This window comes from Nostoc sp. (assembly GCF_036916575.1).
Taxonomy (GTDB): Bacteria; Cyanobacteriota; Cyanobacteriia; order Cyanobacteriales; family Nostocaceae; genus Nostoc.
In genome coordinates, this window is record NZ_JBALGC010000147.1 from 94,592 (window position 1) to 114,070 (window position 19,479).

A 19,479-nucleotide genomic window follows, 5' to 3' on the forward strand; every position below is an offset into this window, starting at 1 on the left:
CTTATTCTCCATGCCCCATGCCCAATTTGCTGATTTATTTCCAGAATTACTGCTGTATGGATAGTATTTGGAGTTAGTTATTAAGATTGCATCCAAGAATTCGATGGCTGACATCTGAACGTGCTAAAACATCCTTAGCAGCGTGTCAAATCAGGATTGCTCCATCATTAAAAACTCGTAATTGCACTTTTAACTGATGTAAAGATTTTCTTTGGAATGTCTTTACAATCCCAAATCCAATATCCCAAATTGTTATGACAGTTGCTCAAAGTCCCTGTGTTTTGGTGATTGAAACCGATGAGAGCCTAGCAAATCAGCTTTCTTGCGATTTGCAAGAAGCCGGCTATGAATCAATTTTGGCTCATGATGCGACAAGTGGTTTGCAACACTGTCGCGATCGCCAGCCTGCTTTAATTGTTTTAGATCGGATGCTAGCTGGAGAATCAGGACTCTCATTGTGCAAAAATCTGAGAAGCACTGGTATGCGATCGCCTGTGTTAATTTTAATGGCAAGGGATACAGTCGATGATCGTGTAGCTTGTCTAGAAGCTGGAGCGGATGATTACATCCTCAAGCCTTACCGCTCAGAAGACTTTTTGAAGTTGATTCGCCTCTACTTAAAACCTGATGTGGATACCACGGAGCAGTTGCGCTTTGGGGATTTAATTTTAGACATAGCAACTCGCCGTGCCATACACAACGGACGGGCAATTGACTTGACAATGAAGGAATTTGAACTATTAAAATTTTTAATGGAACATCCCCGTGAGGTGTTAACTCGCGAACAAATTCTGGAAAATGTTTGGGGTTACGACTTTCTGGGTGAGTCGAATGTAATTGAAGTATACATCCGTTACTTGCGGTTAAAAATCGAAGATGAAGGTCAAAAGCGCCTCATTCAAACAGTGCGAGGCGTAGGATACGTTTTAAGAGAATCCTAGTACACTGTAGCGTCAGTTTACCTACGTTTCACAAAGGGATTGAGTCGGGGCAATTCATGAATTTCTCCTACTTGTCTAGCTAGTTGAGATGGTAGCTAGATTTACACCGCACTATACTAGTAATACTTACCTCGTTGCCTCATTGGGAATGCACATTTGGAGGCTCTGCTTCCACTCAACCAGTTTCTGCCTACAACGCTGTAAAATTGAAATCTAAATTACAAAATCGAAAAACTATATGACTCATCGGCTAAGTTTGCTCTTAATGTTGCTGAGTATTTTCCTGATGGGTTGTTCTGTGCCAACAACAGCTAAACCTCCCAACCTCACCTCTGATTCTCAAACTCCAGCACCAGAGAGTTTAGGTCAAACACTACCAATTTCTGCTAAAGCCATTGTTCCTAATGGCACAACGATTCAGTTAGAGGTAGCGCAGACCCAAGAACAGCAAGCGATGGGGTTGATGTATCGACCAGCGTTGCCAGAGAACCGGGGGATGCTGTTTGGGTTTCCTTCAGCACAACCAGTCCAGTTCTGGATGAAGAATGTACCTGTGCCCTTGGATATGGTATTTCTACGTAACGGTGTAGTTAAATATATTCAGGCTGCTGCACCTCCTTGTGCAAGTGAGCCTTGTCCTATCTATGGCCCCAATACACCAATCGATAAGGTGATTGAACTTCGCTCTGGAAGAGCTGCCGAATTGAAGTTGAAAGTGGGCGATATTGTCAAAATTGAGTTTTGAGACTTCGGTGCTTTGTGGGGATAAAGATTTGGGTGGTTACTCTGTTGAAAACCTACACTGCGGAAATTTATGTTTTTTTTGTAAAAAATGTCACTTGATGTGGTTAAACAGTCACTTGTAACGCTACTATTTAAAAACTGTAGTAATAATCTAAAATTCTACTGTCTCCAACCTGAAATCGCGGTCTTAAGGTTTGGTTGCAAAAATATTCCTTTGGGCGTTAGTGTAAATAGTCGCCAATAAGAGAGTATAGGCTATGGAATCTTTGTTACTACATGTGTAATTAAATAAAGCACAAAAGTAAACAAGATGGAGCCAATCTAACTAGATAAAAATACTGCTTGAGAATCGGGCAGATGATTTGTACGAAAATTTCTATTTCTCAGAACCTCTATGAGAAGCCTCTGTTAAAGGCAAATCAAAAAAACTGTGCTGGGGTGTATAGCTGATAACGGCACAGTGATAAATAAAATACTGGCTACTAGCTCCGAGCAATGGTGAACTGATATATGACGATACATTCTACACAAGGAGGTGAGATACAAATGTCACCATCAAAATATTCTCGACTGATTCATTTTTTGCAAGAAGATTTGGCAATTTCCACAGCATCACTGGCGGTGGCGCTTCGGCATCGGGAGCAAGATCCAGGTCCTTTGGCAATGATTCTTTGGCAGTATGGGTTGATTACTCTAGAGCAGTTAGAACAAATTTATGATTGGCTGGAGACGGCATAGCTATAGGACTCATATTTGATTTTTGAAAAAAACTCAGTACACTTTTATTCCTTCTTCCCAGTCCCCAGTCCCCAGTCTTCACGAGTAATTCAGGAATCAAATCGGATTGCTATAAGAAATTCAAAATTCAAAATGTTAGTGTAGCGTCTCTACCAGAGCAAACCCAATTGTGCTAGCCTCTTAGCTATTGATTGGATGCAAATTAATAACAGTAGCTTATGAGTAGCTGATTCAGGAAAATCTAAGCGTGTCACATCCACTCTAGCTTGTGCAAAGGTTGATATATAAGAAATTTGTCTTTGGCGGTTTTTACTCATGTACACATAAATCAACAAAGCGAGTTAAATTATCAACTCGCTCTTTTGATTTAGTGCTGAGTAATGAGTAAAAATCATATTCATTACTCATGACTCAGTACTCAAGAGTGACTAAACACTCTAACTGCTGCTGCTATACCAGATCCAGGGGTGAAATCCTCGTAGCCAAGTTCTCTTAGGGTAACTTCTAAAGATGCTATGCAGCTGAGGATATCGCGATCGCTCACAAAACCCAAGTGACCAATGCGGAAAATTTTGTTACTCAAATGGTCTTGACCGCCTGCTAGGGCAATATCAAAGCGTTTTTTGATCAATGACCGAATCTTATCCGGTTCAATTCCCTGCGGTGCTACAGCCGTAATCGCCGGACTGGCGTAACTATCTGCCGCCAACAAGGGTAAATTTAACCCTTGAATGGCGGCGCGGGTAGCATTCTTGAGCCGTTCGTGTCGAGCAAATATTGACTCCAAGCCTTCCTCTTTCATGATTCGCAACGTGGTGTGCAGCGCTACGATCAAGTTCACAGGCGGAGTAAATGGAGTTGTATTTTTGGCTGTGGCTTTGCGATATTTGCCCAAATCCAAATAATATTTCGGTAGCTTCGCAGTTTTGTAAGCTTCCCAAGCTTTGGGGCTGACAGAGACAAAACCCAATCCCGGCGGAATCATATAAGCTTTTTGGGAACCGGAGGCTACTACATCTAAACCCCAAGCATCCACGGGTAGATTGAACGCACCCAAGCTAGTTACGGCATCAACAATAATTAAAGCTTCACCGTGTTCTTTGACGTAGCGGTTGATAGTTTCTAGATCATTCAACACACCCGTCGAGGTTTCGCTGTGGGTAATGATTACGGCTTTAATTTGCTTTTGGGTATCTGCTTGGAGTTTTTCGGCAAATACTCCAGGGTCTAAGGGTTTTCCCCATTCCACTTTAACTTCTTCTACATTCAAACCGTAGGCTTGACCGATTTCTACCCAGCGTTCGCCAAATTTACCGTTAGAACCAACCAAAATGCGATCGCCTGGAGAGAGAAAATTAATTATTCCAGCTTCTACAGCACCCGTACCACTGACATTTAGCGTCAGCACATCACTTTGAGTTTGATGCAGCCATTTGAGATTTTCCGTCACCTCTGCCAATATGTTGCTAAATTCACTGGTACGGTGTCCAATCGGATGCTTGGCTAATGCCAGTAAGGCAGCTTCTGGCACCGGGGTTGGACCTGGAATCATCAGCATCAGCTTATCGTTCATGTGTCTATCCTAAAAGTAAATTATAAAAGTCAAAATTGTGGGAAGTTGGTTAAGTCTGGTAGCAAATTCTAGATATTCATTTACAAATTACACTCAGTTTGTCACCAGTCTTGTTGTATATTTTCCGAATCCATAAAAAAATAGAGTGGTTAATGAGCGGTCAGCTTCACCTTTGCAATTTATATGAGACTCCAACTCAAATGAAACCTCTGTTCTAGGCAATCTTACCACACACCTAGACGCGGGGTTAAGGCGTCTGCTCGTAAAGGAGCGGCTATTTTAACCTAGCGTGAAGCATTTATCTAGACTCTTACAATTTTAGGCACAGGTATGATGAATTCTTAAATCTTATCCATAATCTGCCTCTATTGTTTTTATATAAACACACAAATCGTCTCGAATATCGCGGAAATCCTCTGTGAAAAAGCTACGTTTTGCTTCAACGAAGGAAGTAACTCCCTACACTATGCGGAAGACTTGGATGTTACTGTTTGCTAGGAGATAGAAGATACCCAACCCAAAGTTTTCAATCTGCTTGGGTCGAGGATTTGTTTTTGGGTTCGCATCTCTAAAGAATACCTCTATCCATTCAGGAGGTAATGATTTATTGCAGTCAAAATCGCTTCGATGCTAATATCCAAGCCTTCTTTGCCTTACTTTATGGCGATTCTCTACTAATGGTTTACAGTGCATTTGCGGTCGAATTTGAGATATTTATGCTACTAATTACTGCACATTGTGAAACTGCACTCAGTGGTAGGCGATGCCATACTCCTACGGAGAAGCAAGCTACGCGGAGCGTCTCGTAGAGAAGGCGGGCTACGCCTACGCTAATAAACTATAACTTTTTATACTATACTTACAAAATTGCTACATTCGTGCTTAGTCTTATTAGTTACCATTCATCGTGAGTTCTTTTTTACTAAGGTCAGTTCATAAACTGTCACTCACTAGATCCCCGGTTTTCTTACAAAAGAGATATTCTTAGTTAGTGCAAGGAGTGATACCATTTCACCACATGTTTGTCACAAGTTATCCCCGCAATACTCCCTCCCAAGGGAGTGTTGCAGATTTCAAATGTTGCATCAAACGAGTGAGTTGGTATAAGCTTTTACGAGAAAGCGCTTGAGTGAGCAAAACCTCAAGCGCTTTTTCGTGTATAAATAAACAGTCTTATTCTCTGGACGATCATATAACTGTTATTAAATACACATATATTAGAGAAATAAACTATTGTTACAATACTTCTTGCAACAGATGTTTCATGTCTTTAACATCTCTACAGAAAAATTAATCTCAATATATTCTTTAAACTTTGAAATTGTTACTCCGCCGCAACTAGCTACAAAGTAAGACCCGTTCCAATACAGCCTACACTTACCGTTTACGGAAGTGTAGGAGATGTCACAAATCGATTTAGTAGCACTTGTCGAAACGGGCAAAAAATGATTTAGCAATGTGTACTCTCTGTCTAATACTAAGTTGTAATAGATAGTATTATTTAGAGGAAGTAAAATCGGTGTACAGCGATGCCTCGTACTCGGATGAATATCTTTCCTCATTTGGATTATGCAGAGTTGACCCAACGCTACCGTCGTTGTCGAGACGTAAAAGAATGCAGCCGATGGTTAATCATTCGTCTGTTGAGCTGACCAGAAAAACCAATGAAAGTAGAGCAAGTAGCTGAAATTACAGGTAGGAGATGTCGGGATAGATCGAATTCGGTCTGCCACTCTCTTAATATACAAAGTCCATTGCTCAGGTATTAAGAAGAACAAACACAATGAAAAGAGTTATCTTAGGGTTCTTACCTTGGATCATTTATTCTGTGTTGGCAAACAGAGGGGAGAGTGGTATCCTCCACGGGGCAATTATTGCACTCGTCCTGACGTTCATTCTTGGACGTGAAAATTTACGTAAAGGCTTCATTTTAGATTGGTGTACGGTCGTCTTTTTTGCCTTCGTTCTAGTTGTGGGTGTTTACTTGCGGCATCCTTTCATTACGCAACATCCAGGACTTTTTGCTGACGGTGCCTTGGCAGTGATTGCGATTGGCTCCTTACTCGTGGGTATCCCATTTACGATTCAATATGCCCGTGAGCAAGTTACTCAAGAACATTGGAATAGTCCTATTTTTATTCGCGTGAATCAGATTCTTACCCTGACCTGGGGGATTGCCTTTGCGCTGAGTGCATTGATCAGTTGGCTGCTGCCGCTCAACGTTTCTACAATTCTACACATTGTCCTGGTTGCGATCGCCATTTTGATGACGATACGCTTCCCCGCTTGGTATCGCAATCGGGCATTAAAAAATAGGAATACAGAGTTATGAATTCAGATGTGATTTAGCAATGGTTGGTCAGCATGAACGCCTACCCTGTTCTCTTCCCTCTACTCTTAGCTAACTACAAAATTCACCAACTTTCCAGGCACCACAATTACCTTTTTAATCTCTTTGCCTTCGATGTAACGCTGGGCAATTTCTGATTCACGAGCATATTTCTCCAACGCTGCTTTATCTGCTTGTGCTGGTACTTGAATCGCGCCGCGAGTTTTACCCATAATTTGAATCACTAAAGTGATTTCATCAGCTACCAAAGCAGCAGGGTCAAATGATGGCCAAGTTTGAGTGTGAACTGAATCACTTTCACCCAATAAATGCCATAATTCATCAGCAATGTGTGGTGCAAAGGGTGCTAGTAGCATCACCAAAGTCCGAATACCTTCTGCGTAGACAGGTGAATTTTTACCGTCGGCATCAGTTAAAGCATTACTCAACTTCATCAATTCTGAAATAGCTGTGTTGAATTGATATTCATCTTCCACGTCTTCCGTCACTGCTTGAATAGCCGTGTGAATCGCCCGCCGCAATTCCTTTTCTGCCTTAGTTAAATCAGATTGGGCTTGTTTACGGGATACCCCAGCCGCAATATAATCTGTCACCAAACGCCAAACCCGATTTAAAAAGCGGAATTGTCCTTCCACATCGGCTTCATCCCATTCCAGGTCTTTTTCTGGCGGCGCTTTGAACAAAATGAACATCCGCGCTGTGTCTACACCATATTTAGAAATTACATCTTCTGGCGCGACACCGTTACCCTTTGATTTAGACATGGTGGCATAAACAAGTTGCAGTGGTTCACCTGTCTTAGGATCTCGTGGATCAGCCGGATTTACAAGATTAAAGGGAACCCACTTATCTTTACCATCCTTATTGGGATTTGTGTAAGTTAAACCCTGTACCATACCTTGAGTTAACAGGCGTTGGAAGGGTTCGTCAAAGTTCAGTAACCCTCTGTCCCGTAACACCTTAGTAAAGAACCGCGAATACAACAAATGCAAAATCGCGTGTTCAATTCCACCTACGTACTGATCCACTGGCATCCAGTCGTTAATTTTACTGGAATCAAAAACCTGTTGTTCATTCTTAGCGTCAGGGAAGCGCAAGAAATACCATGAGGAATCAATAAAAGTATCCATCGTGTCAGTTTCCCGCTTTGCTGGAGTGGCACAAGTTGGACAAGGCACATTTACCCAGCTTTCCAACTGAGTCAAAGGTGAACCGCCACGTCCAGTAAATTCCACCTCTTCTGGCAACTGTACTGGTAAATCTTTCTCAGGAACTGGCACTATCCCACAGTTGGGACAGTGAATTACAGGTATCGGTGCGCCCCAGTAACGCTGCCGCGAAATTAACCAATCTCGCAAGCGATATTGCACCCGCACTTTTCCAAAACCATGTTGTTGGGCGTATTCAATTATTGCTTGTTTAGCATCAGTGGAAGTCATGCCAGTAAAAGGCCCAGAATTAATTAAAATTCCTGATTCAGTGTATGCTTGGTTATATTCAATTTGGATGAGTTGTGTAATTTCATCTATCTCTGATGTTGGAGTTAAGTCAAAACCTGCAACATCATTTGGGGAAGCAATGACAAAATCAACTGGCAAATCGTAATTTTTGGCAAACTTAAAATCTCGGACATCGTGTGCTGGTACTCCCATCACTGCCCCAGTACCATACTCATACAGTACATAGTCAGCAATCCAAATAGGCACTTCTTCCCCTGTAAACGGGTTAATTGCCAGCCCACCTGTGGGGATACCTCGCTTAGGTTTGTCTTCAGCGGTACGTTCCAACTCACTTTGATTGGAAACCTCTTTAATAAAGGCTTCTACCGCCGCTTGTTGTTCTTTTGTAGTGACACGCTTTGTTAAGGGATGTTCTGGTGCTAACACCAGGTAGCTGACACCATAAACGGTATCTGGACGTGTGGTGTACACGCCGATTTTTTCCTCTATCCCAATAATGGGAAATTCTAAGTAAGCGCCTGTAGATTTACCAATCCAGTTTGCCTGCATTGATTTGACGCGTTCTGGCCAACCTGTCAACTTATTCAAGTCATTGAGTAATTCTTCGGCGTAGTCGGTAATCTTGAAAAACCACTGCCGCAACAATTTGCGCTCAACTATTGCCCCACTGCGCCAAGAACGTCCTTCATTATCAACTTGCTCATTTGCCAGTACAGTTTGGTCAATGGGGTCCCAGTTTACTGCTGCTTCTTTTTGATAAGCTAACCCTGCTTGCAAAAACTGCAAGAAAATCCATTGCGTCCACTTGTAATAATCCGGTGAACAGGTAGCAAGTTCGCATTCCCAGTCGATGGATAAACCAAGACGCTGCAATTGCTGCTGCATCTGGGCAATATTTTGATAAGTCCACTTTGCTGGCGGTACACCACGATCAATGGCGGCGTTTTCTGCTGGCAAGCCAAAGGCATCCCAACCCATTGGCTGTATTACCCGATATCCTTGCATTCGCTTGAGGCGGGCAATCACATCGGTAATCGTATAATTACGGACGTGACCCATGTGTAGGCTGCCGGATGGATAAGGGAACATGGATAAAGCATAGAATTTTGGCTTGTTACTAGCTGTCGGTGTTTGATCTAAGCCAAGTTGTGCCCATGTTTTTTGCCATTTTTCCTCAATCGCTGCTGGGTTATATCGGGAATCCACCAAAAATTCTCCTACTGGATCTGTTATCGTATCTGCCTCCATATTGTAGATGGTAGGCAAAGAAATTCAGATGGTTAAAATAGGCGATGGCTGAATCAAATATAAAATTTTATGATTTGGTACGGGTTTTTGTCTACGGCACACTCAAACCAGGTGAAGCTAACTATAAAAAATACTGTGCTGGCAAGGTAGTAGATGTCAAAAGAGCTTTTGTACAAGGTAAATTGTTTGCTTTGCCAATGGGCTACCCAGCAATGACGCTAGGGAATAGCCAAGTTTACGGATATTTACTTTCTTTTTCCAACCCAAGGATTTTAAATGAGCTAGATGTGCTGGAGGATTACCAGCCCAATAGACAAATACCAGAAAACCTCTATAATCGACAAATTATCAAGGTCTATGAGCCACAGTCGCTCTCTCTGGGTTGGGCTTGGGTTTATTTAATGACTTTAGACCGAGTTGACCAATCAGGAGGCTTACTCCAACCTGACGGCTGGTGGAGCGGCTGTAGTTTAACCACAAAGTACAGTTATGATCTGTGAACTGTTAACTTTACAATTAGTTTATGTCCTGTTTAGAGTCATGCCGTTGCGGCTGTACCTGATAGATTGAATTTTCTGGAGAGGCTACTGCTGCTTTCGGAATTTCAATTACCGGGTTATTTAGTCCCACCATCAGAGGGGAAGGTGGAGCCATAGACGCTGAGGACGTTTGTATCGGTTCTATTTGTGGTCGTTGTGCTAGTTGCGCTGTCCTCGAACCACCAGATACTAAGCCAGATACTGCGCCAATCACACAAGCAGCAACGGCTGCACCTCCCACCATCCAGTTGAAACGGGAACGGCGACGCAAACGTGTCAATACTTGCTGAACTGTTGCTTCTGGTGACTGTTGGGCTGTTGGCACTGGGAGAGTCCGCAAGCCTTGGCGCAGCTTTAACAGTCGGGCATACAAGCATTGAACTGAGGCATCATTTGCCAGCCATTCTTCTACTTGCTTGCGTTCTATAGCCGTGACTTCACCATCAAGGTAAGCACTTAATAACTCGAAGCGATCACGCTTCACCATATCCATAAGACCCGTTGATTCATTGGTATGCTTGGCCATTCCATCTGGCAAATCTTGAGGAAGTTGCAAAGTCGAACGGTCGAAAAACTGAGAATCAGTAGTCATCTTAACATTATTACCAATTCATACACGGGGAAACTGGGCGGGAATTTCGGGAAAATTAGCCAATTTTCCTCCTAAAGCCAGAAGCAATCTACGTCTTTGGTGTAATTCTTAATCAATGCTTAAATTCTGACATTGGGCAGAGGCAAGATACTGTAAATTAGGAGTCTAGATAATTCTGCAAGTGAGCTTGCAGCCTCGATCTAGCTCTGGCTATTCTTGACTTCACAGTTCCTAAGGAAACTCCAGTGATTTCGGCAATTTCTTCGTATGCCATGCCTTCAATTTCTCTGAGGACAATAGTAGTACGAAATACCTCTGGTAAATCCGCGATCGCCTCCCGCAGTTGTTCGTAAAATTCTCTAGTTGTCAGTTCTTCTTCAGGACCTGGGGTATCGCCGGCGATTTCCCAATCCATTTCGCCGTCCTCTAAGGAGCGGGGAGCATCCAGTGACAAAGGACTCATAACCCGCTTGCGTTTCCGCAACTCGTCGTAAAACAAGTTGGTGGCAATGCGGCTTAACCAGCCCCGAAATTTAGCAGGCTCTTGTAATCGGTTAATATTCCGATACACTCGAATCCAAACTTCTTGGGCCAAATCGGCTCTGTCAGCCCAATCTGGAGCCAGGTGGTATAGAACTCTATCAACTTGACTTTGATAGCGGCGTAATAGTTCTGCAAACGCAGCACGATCTGGTCGCAGTCCCGCTTGACAGCGCAAAATTAAATCGTGATTAGGGAGTTTGTCAACTTGCACTGATGCTTCTGGATACTTTGCATCAACCGTTGACCAGGATACAGTAATCAACTGACTCATAGATGTACTGGCTCTAAATCATCCCTATCTATTAGACCTGCTAATGGGACAGAAGTTCCATGCTAAGGTGACGGATTTCTGACTGGAACACTGAAGCATAGGATTTTGGATACATTTATAGCAATAAGGAGAGCCACATTTTCCTTATACTGCTTGCATAGTTGCCCTTGCACTCATCAACTAACCAAAGCGCAACCATATGCACATTTTGAAACTTTTAGCAACTGGGTATATACGCTTGATAAAAATAATTAAATCTGGTTATAAGGATGAAGATAAAAATTTTGTAATTTTCACTTCTTGATACCTTTAAAATTCAGGCAATAATTTCTGGAAGTTGAGTTGCTGTAGTTACTATAATGGTGATTTATTTTTTTAATTCTGTTACCAGCATAGTTGCTGATTGTTGTGGTTGTGGCCCGTAGATAGCACCAGAGTTATGTTGCTCTGGTACGCGAACTTGAAAAAAGAAATTGAGGGAAAATGTAATTGTGACTGCTAGCAATAGTTTTTCAAACATGGTTTTTCTTCCACCTACACCATTAATGATTGATTGCTACATTTCAAAAGTTCCACCAGAAAGTCTAAGTATTGGCTTACAACCTCCAGAACTTTGGAGGAATGAGGTTGGTCACTTGAAGTTTTGCTGCTGGGACAATTCGCATAGTCTTAGTTTGCCCAGAGGTGTTGGCAGATTTATAACGGAAATGATAAGTATTGATAAATTTTTGATAATCGGATGATGAACGCATCCAATTGCTCGGCTGGATATGTCAGGGATAAACAATAGGCGATGGCAATGGTAAGAAACGAATCTGTAGGGCGTATGGTCATGTTGCTCTGTTTTGGCACAGCATTTTTATCTTTAGCTGTCCATTGGCGCATTACTACGGCAGAACGGCAGTCTGAGAAGTCTGCATCTACTTCGATGCGGCGAGATGCTACCCTAACCAATCCTAAGGGAAGCCGCCCAGAGGGAGTCTACAAGAATCTTTCCCAAGTGAGTTTAGGGGAAATTGCGCTGGGTGCATCTGTGCCCCCTGATGAAGTCACCCAAGGCTCAACTGCCCAGAGGGCGTTTACACCAAAGTCCTCTGCTATTGGGCCTGGTACTAAGTCGAAAATAATTAAGAACAAACGAGCTAAAGCAACTTCTCGGCGCACAATTGCTCGAAGGACGCCTACACTCAAGTCTTCTGCTATTAAGCCTCAAACTGAGTCAAAAATAATTAAGAATAATGTAGCGAAAGCAACTGATGAACGCACAATTGTTCAAAGTGCTTCTACACTCAAGTCTTCTACTATTAAGCCTGAAACTCAGCCCCAAATCATTAAGAATAATGTAGCTAAAGCAACCGACCTACCAACTAAGACGCGGCTGGTGGCGCAAGCAGAAACACAAAATCCAGTTGCAGATAGTTGGCCAAAAGCTTTATGGTCTCAGGCTTCAGCCCAACAAATACCATCTGATAGGCTGGCAGATGCCAAGAGGCAAGTAGTGGTTGATTTAAGCGATCGTCGCACTTATGTATATGCAGGAGATGAGGTGATAGCCAGCTACCCCATTGCTGTCGGTAAGAAAGGTTGGGAAACGCCCATAGGTTCTTTCCAAGTAATACACATGCGACACTATCCAATCTGGCGTCACCCGATTACAGGCAAAGTATTTCAGGCAGGTACTGATAGCCCCTTGGGAGATAGATGGATTGGTTTTTGGTCAGATGGACGCAATGAAATTGGCTTTCATGGCACGCCGGATATTGACCTGGTAGGAACGGCTGTATCCCACGGCTGCTTAAGAATGCGTAATTCTGATGTCCGATTGTTGTATGAGCAAGTAAGTTTAGGGACACCAGTGTTAGTACGTGATTAATTATAGAGTCATTGGTCATTAATCATTTGTTTTAGACAAAGGACTAATGACCAATGACTAATGACTCTTAAAGTTATAATTTTTGCTCAAAGTTAGGTGCGTAGGTTTGGAGTAAAGCACTAACTTGGCGTACAATTTCATTGCCAGTGTTTTTGCCCAAAGCTTGCCGTCCGGGGAAGAAATTGGGTTGATCGAGGTAACGGTTAATCGCTTCACTTACTTGTTGAGAAATTAATTCTTGCAGTTGTGCCTGAGCCGTTTGGCGCTGAAAGTTAGCACCTTCTTCTGTAGTAGCATACAAAGGTGGTAGCCGATTGAGAGCATAAGCAGCAATATCCCCGACATCTAGAGAACTTTCGCTGGTGGCTTCAATTTCTGCTACTCGTGCGATCGCTTCCGTCAGTACCAATTCTTCCATGACGTTAATGAATTGTTTGCGAGGTACCGCCACTACCTCACCAGTCAATAGCGCACCCATCAGCCGATCCAGCGCCATATACTCTTCAATTGAGAGTTCCGAGGCGTTGTCACAGATTCTACCGACTTCTGCTTCCATTGCTGGTGTCAAATAACCATCCTGGAGAGCTTGTTCTACAATTTTTTCGATACTCATAACGCTTATGATTATTTATGTTAGCCAAGCAAGGTAGGGACGGTATCAATCCAATTTATTTTGCCTAATTCTTAGGAAAAAACACAAATTATCCACAGACGCAATTAACTTTGCCTCTACTAGTTAAAGACCTTAGTTCGCCAAGGTGTTGGATCAACAGATTGTCCGTTGACATACAGACCCCAGTGTAAATGTGGGCCCGTGGCAGCACCTGTTGAACCTACTGCGCCAATTAATTGACCAGCTTTCACAAAGTCACCTTCTTTAACGTTAATCCGACTCAGGTGCATGAAAATACTGGTTACTCCTTGACCGTGGTCAATGCCAACTACATTACCGTGTACCCGAAACCCTTGAGAAACCCTACCTACCAAAGCAACTCGCCCTGCGGCTGGGGCAATTACCGCTGAACCGGCAGCACCAGCGTAGTCAAGACCACGATGATAGTAGTCTTTTGCAAATGTACCATTATAGTAGCGTCGTACACCATAGTTTGTACTCATCCGCCCGGCATTTGGCTTTAAGAATATTCCATTCCAATACTTTTGTGGTGTTTGTAACGCCTTAAAAGCTGCCACGCGCTTAAGCTCATACTCTGTGGCATCCACTCCGGCTTTGCCAGGTGGCAAAGTAATGCGTTGTATAGGGAACTTGCGATTATGCACATTCACAGCTAAGTTTTGCACCCGACCATCTCCTGCAACCCGAAGTGTTCTAGCACCAGCTTTTTCTAGTGGAGTTGTAGGAACAAAAGCGCGATATTGATTGGGCGCAATTTTAAACGCTGGGTATGTATTATTACCACTACCTACTGTTGGATTTGTACCATTTTCCGGATTATCTAAATTAATCTCCACCGATAGTGTATCCCCTAATTTAGGATTAGTTGGAGTCACCTTTACTTGCAAAGCATCTACAGGCAATGCCAAAGTGAGAGGGAGAACAGCAAATATTCCCTTTAACAGATTTATTGCACGGCGATTGGCTGTCAAACTTTTGACATTAAAATCGAGCAACTTTTTGTTTGAACTACTAGCGCTATTCTCAATAATCATAGAGCTACGAAAAATCCCTTGCTTGTGTTGGAAAATAGACTAGCTTATTACTACTAGTGTTTCCTGTTTGAAGCTGATATTGTTGAAAACCATAAATGTTGAAAAATCCTCCAGTAACTTATGAATTGCAAGGGCGAATTATTTATCTGTAATTTTAGAGAATTGGTTTTAACTTTAACAACCAAAATATATGACATTGGCAATGAGCATAAAATTTAACTAGATTAATGGCAAAAACGCTCTCGTGGTTTGCCATAGGTGTCACTTGTTAGGCAACAAAGAAAACTCGTTTTGGTTACAGCCATTACATAAGAATACTTAAATTAAATCTTGGAATCAACAGGACACTTATTCAACTGGACACTAATATCACACTGTTAGGTTAAAATCGCTATAGGGAAATTACGCAAACTAGGTAAGTAAGTTGGTGAGGAAAAATCAAACTATATTAAATAATGTAAATATATTAAAATCTATTCGTAGTGTTGGTATAGCGTCTCATAGAAAGCGGCTCCAACTCTGTGTTCTCTACCAGAGCTGCGCTAAGAGACGCTTTGCGAACAAAATAGGGCTAGAGCCACTGACTACTTAGAGCGAGTCCGCAAGCGTCACCTGAAGGGTAAGCGCTTTAGCCCGAAAAAAACCATAAATTTAATCCACAAATTTAGTCTTGCGACGCCACACTTAAGATTTATTTTATAAATCAACTCTGAATAATGGAATGAGCTGATCAACTTTAGACTGATAGGTTTACTTTTGACTTGAGTTTGCCATCTTCCATGTGAACAATGCGATCGGCAATGTCTAGGATGCGGTTGTCATGAGTAACCATCAAGATGGTACAGCCTTGTTCTTTTGCGAGTTTTTGCATGAGATTGACTACATCTCGACCCGATTGACTGTCAAGGGCGGCGGTGGGTTCATCCGCTAGGATTATTTGAGGATGACTGACTAAGGCGCGGGCGATCGCTACTCTTTGTTTTTGTCCCCCAGACAGTTTATCAGGATAGTAATGCAAATGATTTCCTAATCCTACCTGTTCTAGCATTTGGGCTGACGTAGCTCGCATCTTTTTTAACCCAAGATGTTTATGCAATTCCAAAGCCATTTTGACGTTTTGGAGTGCCGTTAAACTACCATGCAAGTTATGTGCTTGGAAAATATAACCGTTATGGCGTCGCGCCTGCACTAGTTCTTCAGCACTAGCAGCACAAAGTTCTCGTCCCAACACCCGCAAACTACCAGATTGGGCAGAACGTAACCCACCTACTAAGGTCAGCAAGGTAGTCTTTCCAGAACCAGAGGGCCCAGTCATGATAATAATTTCACCGGCGTTAATCTCCAAGTAGATATTATATAAAACTTGCTTGCGGAGTGAGCCGTGACCAAAATGGTGGTCGAGATTCTGGATGGAGATGACGGGAAGCATATTTTAGGAATTGAGCATTGGGCATTGGGAATTGGGAATTGGGCACTTGTACTGAGCGTAGTCGTAAAGCCTGTGGCATAGCTACACTTAGGGCGCAGCCCAAGGTAGAGAAGTATTGGGCATTGGGCATTGGGCAAAACAGTTCCTCTTTTCTGAGTTCTGAATAAAGAAGTGAGATTCCCTACTCTGGACTGGGCACTCAGCACTCATGAGGGTATTATGAATTGGGAACTGGTAAGTATTTCCATGCCCCATGCCCATTTCTAAAACATATCAGCGGGGTCGGTGGCTTGGAGTTTGCGGGTGGCGATCGCACCGGAAATTGCACACATAATGATAGTCAACACTAATACCTGTAATGCCCGAATTGCAGTCATGTACATGGGTAAATTTGTGGCACTGCGAGTCAGTTGGTAAAGTGCTAAAGACACTCCCAATCCGGGGAAGAAGCCTAGTGCTGCCAATATCAAGGACTCTTCAAACACGATACTTAGCAGATAGTAATTGCGGTATCCCATTGCTTTGAAGGTAGCGTATTCCCTAACGTGGGCATTCACGTCGGTGGAGAGGACTTGATAGACGATAATCACGCCCACCACAAAGCCCATCGATACACCCAGGCTGAAAATAAACCCAATTGGGGAATTTGTTCTCCAGAAGTTGTTCTCAAATTCAATAAATTCGGCGTGGGTTAATACTCTGACATCATCTCTCAGGTAGGCTTTCAATGTTGCTGCCACTTTTTTCGGGTCATAGCCTGGTTTAAGAAGAATCAAACCTAGACTGACACTGCTAGACTGTCGCCCAGAAAATAGCCGCAAAAAGTTTTGATCGCTGGTGATTAGGTTGCCATCAGAGCCAAAGGAAGCCCCAACTTGGAATAAGCCACTAATGGTAATTGTGCGTCGTTCTATTTCGGCGGTCAGGGTTTTACCTTGGTCAATTTGAGCGATCGCTTTTTGATAATCTCCTCTTGCACCACGGTCGAACAAGACGGTATCCGGCATTTTGATCGCTTGCAATTGCTGGTTAACATCCGGTAAGTCAAAAGCTGGCTTGTCTGGGTTAAACCCGATAACTAACACCCCCGTTTCACGGTGTGTTTGGGGATTCTTCCAGATTGTGTTATTGAAATACATTGGTTCTGCCGACTTTACCCCTGGTATATCCATTGCTTGGTAAAGTCGCCGACGAGAAAATGTAGACAAGCTTGGCAGGTTACGGGCTTGGGGACTGGTTAAAACAATGTCTGCTTGCAAACTGCGATGTAGTCTGGTGTTACTGTCATACAGCGCAGTTTGAAAGCCTAGCTGCATGAACATAAGAAGATCCGCAAAGGCAATGCCTGACAATGCCACTAAAAGACGGCTTTTTTCATGATTCAGTTGCAGCCATCCTAGAGGTGTTCGCCGTCGCAGTTGTTTGATCAATCCCATAGTATTTAAGGACAAGGGGACAAGTAGAATTAGAAACTCGTTCATCCACCTTTGATACTCATTCATCCCCCTTTGATACTCATTCATCCACCTTTGATACTCATTCATCCACCTTTGATACTCATTCATCCCCCTTTGATACTCATTCATCCACCTTTGATACTCATTCATCCCCCTTTGATACTCATTCATCCACCTTTATACTCATTCATCCCCCTTTGATACTCATTCATCCACCTTTGATACTCATTCATCCCCCTTTGATACTCGTTCATCCACTTCAAAGACTCATTCCCAATGCCCAATGCCCCATGCCCTTTTCATAGTTCAATTACTGCTTTAACTTGCATATTGGTTAAGGTGGCAGCTTTTCGGCTGGAGGCTTTATCTAGTCGGATATAGACTTCTACTACTCTGTTGTCGATATTGCTGACAGGATCTGTATTAATGACATTCTGGCGTCGCACTTGCAAGCCTTTGCGATCTACGATTCCCTGCAATTCAATCGGGAGGTAATCACCAAATACTCTCACTTGCTGCCCTGAATGCACTTTGCCGATATCACTTTCGTAGACTTCGGCTATGACATACATCTGGTTGGTTTGTCCGATATCAGCAATGCCATCATTTGATATTAATTCGCCAGGATGGGTATGGATCTCGAATATCTGTCCATTTTGAGGCGATCGCACCTCAGCTTGTTTTAAATTGGCTTTTGCCAGATTCATCGCTGCTACGGTACGATTGACTTCTGCTTGAACAGCTTCTACATCCACTCCTCGCACTTCGGCGATTTCATCAAGTGTTGCTGTGGCTTCTTTGATCTGTTGCTGGCTAGTTGATTGGGTACGATTTAACTGTGCTTGTGCTTCTTGTAGGCTTTTTTGGGAGGTTTCCAAGTTTAAACGCTTGTTATCCCGTTGGGAGGCGGAAATTGCGCCCTGTTGAGATAGTTGTTGATAACGTTCATCTTCTGCTTGGGCGTTACGCACTTCGGCTTGAAATCGCTCAATTGTCGCTGCTTGGGCATTAAGATCACCTTGGCGTTGTGCTTCTAGGCGGGCGATCGCGGCTTTTTGGGCGGCAATTTCACCGGGTTTAGCACCTGCTTGTATGCGATTTAGATTTGCCTGAGCTACTTTCACTTGTTCCTGCGCCTCTTTTAATGCTGCTTGCAAGCGATCGCGGCTGTTCAAAATCGCAATCACCTGTCCGGCTTTTACCCTATCTCCCTCCTTCACTAACAACTTTTCTACCCGACTTCCTTCTGTGGACACCGCAGCAGAAAGTTTAATTACCTTTCCCTGTGGTTCAATCCGCCCTAAAGCTGTTACTGTTTTTAACTGTGGCAATTGTGTTGCTGGAACTTGTGCCTCTGAATTTGCATAATTTTGCCAGCGTTTTATTATATAAAAACTTATTCCGCCAACCAATAAAGATGCAATTATACCTATAGCAACGGATGGACGCAGAATAGACTTAGGGAACGGTCTGTACCCTAGCTTTGAGTTTCGCACCATAGATTACCTCTTAACTAGTGGCGCATAAAAAACTAAATAGATTAAATTTTTCTCCTGATTATTTGCTAATTTTTATTTCCTTTGTTAGTTATTGTTGATTTACAGATTCAGAGTTCATAAAAAAATGGAAAATACTGACGATTTTCCAATTAAGTGCAATTTAGCTGAATAGGATAACAACAAGTCATTCTCCAGTATTAAGAGACTTATGTTACTGACGAACTACTTTGGTTTTTTGAAAGTACTCAGGTATAGTAAACTTTTTCAAAATTACGGGTTGTAACAGTGCCAACAATCAGAGATAAATTTCAATCAGAAATAAATCTTTTTTGTCAGGAAAAACAAATAAAATATAATCAATAAAAAATCTCTTTAAATTTGATATTTTTATAATTTTTAGCGATAGATTTCACTGTTGAAGGTTCTTTTCCTGAATTTTCTTTTAAATATAGCGCTTCTCGTACCCTGCCTTAAGCCGCTATACGTCTATGGATCAATACGCTTGGGTTAAGCCTAAAACTCAACTTCTGCGTAGGTTGGGTTAAAGAACGTAG

Annotated in this window: 18 protein-coding genes; 8 read left to right on the forward strand and 10 right to left on the reverse strand. The window is 42.6% G+C overall.

Going from position 1 to position 19,479, the window contains the following annotated elements; genetic code table 11:
* Nucleotides 1-254: 254 nt before the first annotated feature.
* The 3 genes from nblR (at nt 255) to V7L29_RS33320 (ending at nt 2,423) form a co-directional block, all read left to right on the forward strand.
* Nucleotides 255-941, forward strand: coding sequence for a response regulator transcription factor NblR (nblR, locus tag V7L29_RS33310; protein ID WP_334694253.1), 687 nt, complete (start codon nt 255-257; stop codon nt 939-941).
* A gap of 238 nt (nt 942-1,179) precedes the next feature.
* Nucleotides 1,180-1,686: a DUF192 domain-containing protein gene (locus V7L29_RS33315; RefSeq protein WP_334694252.1), complete on the forward strand. Its 507-nt coding sequence runs from the start codon at nt 1,180-1,182 to the stop codon at nt 1,684-1,686.
* Nucleotides 1,687-2,195: 509 nt separating this feature from the next.
* Nucleotides 2,196-2,423: a DUF2949 domain-containing protein gene (locus V7L29_RS33320; RefSeq protein ID WP_334694251.1), complete on the forward strand. Its 228-nt coding sequence runs from the start codon at nt 2,196-2,198 to the stop codon at nt 2,421-2,423.
* A gap of 418 nt (nt 2,424-2,841) precedes the next feature.
* Here the strand turns inward: V7L29_RS33320 and V7L29_RS33325 are convergent, their stop codons facing one another.
* On the reverse strand, nt 2,842-3,996 hold the full coding sequence (locus V7L29_RS33325) for a pyridoxal-phosphate-dependent aminotransferase family protein (protein ID WP_334694250.1): 1,155 nt from the start codon (nt 3,994-3,996) through the stop codon (nt 2,842-2,844).
* A gap of 599 nt (nt 3,997-4,595) precedes the next feature.
* On the opposite strand from V7L29_RS33325, the gene V7L29_RS33330 reads away from it, so the two are divergent.
* The 3 genes from V7L29_RS33330 to V7L29_RS33340 all read left to right on the forward strand — a co-directional run bounded on the left by V7L29_RS33330 (nt 4,596) and on the right by V7L29_RS33340 (nt 6,328).
* Entirely contained in the window at nt 4,596-4,805 is a 210-nt protein-coding gene (locus V7L29_RS33330; protein WP_334694249.1) for a hypothetical protein, read from the forward strand.
* 720 nt (nt 4,806-5,525) lie between these two features.
* Nucleotides 5,526-5,648, forward strand: a complete 123-nt coding sequence (locus tag V7L29_RS33335; RefSeq protein ID WP_334738171.1) for a hypothetical protein — start codon at nt 5,526-5,528, stop codon at nt 5,646-5,648.
* 131 nt (nt 5,649-5,779) lie between these two features.
* A complete protein-coding gene (locus V7L29_RS33340; protein ID WP_334738172.1) occupies nt 5,780-6,328 on the forward strand; it encodes a hypothetical protein in 549 nt (182 codons plus the stop codon).
* Between the two features lie 65 nt (nt 6,329-6,393).
* Here the strand turns inward: V7L29_RS33340 and leuS are convergent, their stop codons facing one another.
* Nucleotides 6,394-9,012, reverse strand: a complete 2,619-nt coding sequence (leuS, locus tag V7L29_RS33345; protein ID WP_334738193.1) for a leucine--tRNA ligase — start codon at nt 9,010-9,012, stop codon at nt 6,394-6,396.
* Between the two features lie 86 nt (nt 9,013-9,098).
* Between leuS and V7L29_RS33350 the strand changes: the two genes are divergently transcribed.
* Nucleotides 9,099-9,554: a gamma-glutamylcyclotransferase family protein gene (locus V7L29_RS33350; RefSeq protein ID WP_334738173.1), complete on the forward strand. Its 456-nt coding sequence runs from the start codon at nt 9,099-9,101 to the stop codon at nt 9,552-9,554.
* Between the two features lie 16 nt (nt 9,555-9,570).
* Here the strand turns inward: V7L29_RS33350 and V7L29_RS33355 are convergent, their stop codons facing one another.
* From V7L29_RS33355 to V7L29_RS33365, 3 genes are all read right to left on the reverse strand, one after another.
* A complete protein-coding gene (locus V7L29_RS33355; RefSeq protein WP_334694246.1) occupies nt 9,571-10,185 on the reverse strand; it encodes an anti-sigma factor family protein in 615 nt (204 codons plus the stop codon).
* A 157-nt stretch (nt 10,186-10,342) separates the two neighbouring features.
* Nucleotides 10,343-10,999 carry a sigma-70 family RNA polymerase sigma factor gene (locus tag V7L29_RS33360; RefSeq protein ID WP_334694245.1) on the reverse strand — a complete coding sequence of 219 codons (657 nt, stop codon included), beginning with the start codon at nt 10,997-10,999 and terminating at the stop codon, nt 10,343-10,345.
* A gap of 367 nt (nt 11,000-11,366) precedes the next feature.
* Nucleotides 11,367-11,519: a hypothetical protein gene (locus V7L29_RS33365; RefSeq protein WP_334694244.1), complete on the reverse strand. Its 153-nt coding sequence runs from the start codon at nt 11,517-11,519 to the stop codon at nt 11,367-11,369.
* Between the two features lie 705 nt (nt 11,520-12,224).
* Here V7L29_RS33365 and V7L29_RS33370 point away from each other — a divergent pair.
* The gene (locus V7L29_RS33370; RefSeq protein ID WP_442944309.1) at nt 12,225-12,872 is read left to right on the forward strand and encodes a L,D-transpeptidase; all 648 of its coding nucleotides are present in this window, start codon (nt 12,225-12,227) and stop codon (nt 12,870-12,872) included.
* 73 nt (nt 12,873-12,945) lie between these two features.
* Here V7L29_RS33370 and V7L29_RS33375 read toward each other — a convergent pair whose 3' ends face one another.
* The 5 genes from V7L29_RS33375 to V7L29_RS33395 all read right to left on the reverse strand — a co-directional run bounded on the left by V7L29_RS33375 (nt 12,946) and on the right by V7L29_RS33395 (nt 18,922).
* Nucleotides 12,946-13,485, reverse strand: a complete 540-nt coding sequence (locus tag V7L29_RS33375; RefSeq protein WP_334694243.1) for a late competence development ComFB family protein — start codon at nt 13,483-13,485, stop codon at nt 12,946-12,948.
* 119 nt (nt 13,486-13,604) lie between these two features.
* Nucleotides 13,605-14,540, reverse strand: a complete 936-nt coding sequence (locus V7L29_RS33380) for a M23 family metallopeptidase (protein WP_334694242.1) — start codon at nt 14,538-14,540, stop codon at nt 13,605-13,607.
* Between the two features lie 736 nt (nt 14,541-15,276).
* Nucleotides 15,277-15,969 (reverse strand): DevA family ABC transporter ATP-binding protein, encoded by a 693-nt coding sequence (locus tag V7L29_RS33385; protein WP_334738174.1) that lies wholly within the window; start codon nt 15,967-15,969, stop codon nt 15,277-15,279.
* 263 nt (nt 15,970-16,232) lie between these two features.
* A complete protein-coding gene (gene devC, locus V7L29_RS33390; protein WP_334738194.1) occupies nt 16,233-17,405 on the reverse strand; it encodes an ABC transporter permease DevC in 1,173 nt (390 codons plus the stop codon).
* Nucleotides 17,406-17,725: 320 nt separating this feature from the next.
* Complete coding sequence (locus V7L29_RS33395) at nt 17,726-18,922, reverse strand: ABC exporter membrane fusion protein (RefSeq protein ID WP_442944310.1); 1,197 nt, start codon at nt 18,920-18,922, stop codon at nt 17,726-17,728.
* Nucleotides 18,923-19,479: the final 557 nt, after the last annotated feature.

Coding starts and splice junctions, on each gene's coding strand:
- devC (WP_334738194.1), bottom strand. CDS start 17,405: ATGGGATTGATCAAACAACTGCGACGGCGAACACCTCTAGGATGGCTG.
- V7L29_RS33385 (WP_334738174.1), bottom strand. CDS start 15,969: ATGCTTCCCGTCATCTCCATCCAGAATCTCGACCACCATTTTGGTCAC.
- V7L29_RS33350 (WP_334738173.1), top strand. CDS start 9,099: ATGGCTGAATCAAATATAAAATTTTATGATTTGGTACGGGTTTTTGTC.
- V7L29_RS33375 (WP_334694243.1), bottom strand. CDS start 13,485: ATGAGTATCGAAAAAATTGTAGAACAAGCTCTCCAGGATGGTTATTTG.
- V7L29_RS33325 (WP_334694250.1), bottom strand. CDS start 3,996: ATGAACGATAAGCTGATGCTGATGATTCCAGGTCCAACCCCGGTGCCA.
- V7L29_RS33365 (WP_334694244.1), bottom strand. CDS start 11,519: ATGTTTGAAAAACTATTGCTAGCAGTCACAATTACATTTTCCCTCAAT.
- V7L29_RS33335 (WP_334738171.1), top strand. CDS start 5,526: ATGCCTCGTACTCGGATGAATATCTTTCCTCATTTGGATTATGCAGAG.
- V7L29_RS33330 (WP_334694249.1), top strand. CDS start 4,596: ATGATTTATTGCAGTCAAAATCGCTTCGATGCTAATATCCAAGCCTTC.
- V7L29_RS33340 (WP_334738172.1), top strand. CDS start 5,780: ATGAAAAGAGTTATCTTAGGGTTCTTACCTTGGATCATTTATTCTGTG.
- V7L29_RS33360 (WP_334694245.1), bottom strand. CDS start 10,999: ATGAGTCAGTTGATTACTGTATCCTGGTCAACGGTTGATGCAAAGTAT.
- V7L29_RS33315 (WP_334694252.1), top strand. CDS start 1,180: ATGACTCATCGGCTAAGTTTGCTCTTAATGTTGCTGAGTATTTTCCTG.
- V7L29_RS33380 (WP_334694242.1), bottom strand. CDS start 14,540: ATGATTATTGAGAATAGCGCTAGTAGTTCAAACAAAAAGTTGCTCGAT.
- V7L29_RS33320 (WP_334694251.1), top strand. CDS start 2,196: ATGACGATACATTCTACACAAGGAGGTGAGATACAAATGTCACCATCA.
- V7L29_RS33355 (WP_334694246.1), bottom strand. CDS start 10,185: ATGACTACTGATTCTCAGTTTTTCGACCGTTCGACTTTGCAACTTCCT.
- nblR (WP_334694253.1), top strand. CDS start 255: ATGACAGTTGCTCAAAGTCCCTGTGTTTTGGTGATTGAAACCGATGAG.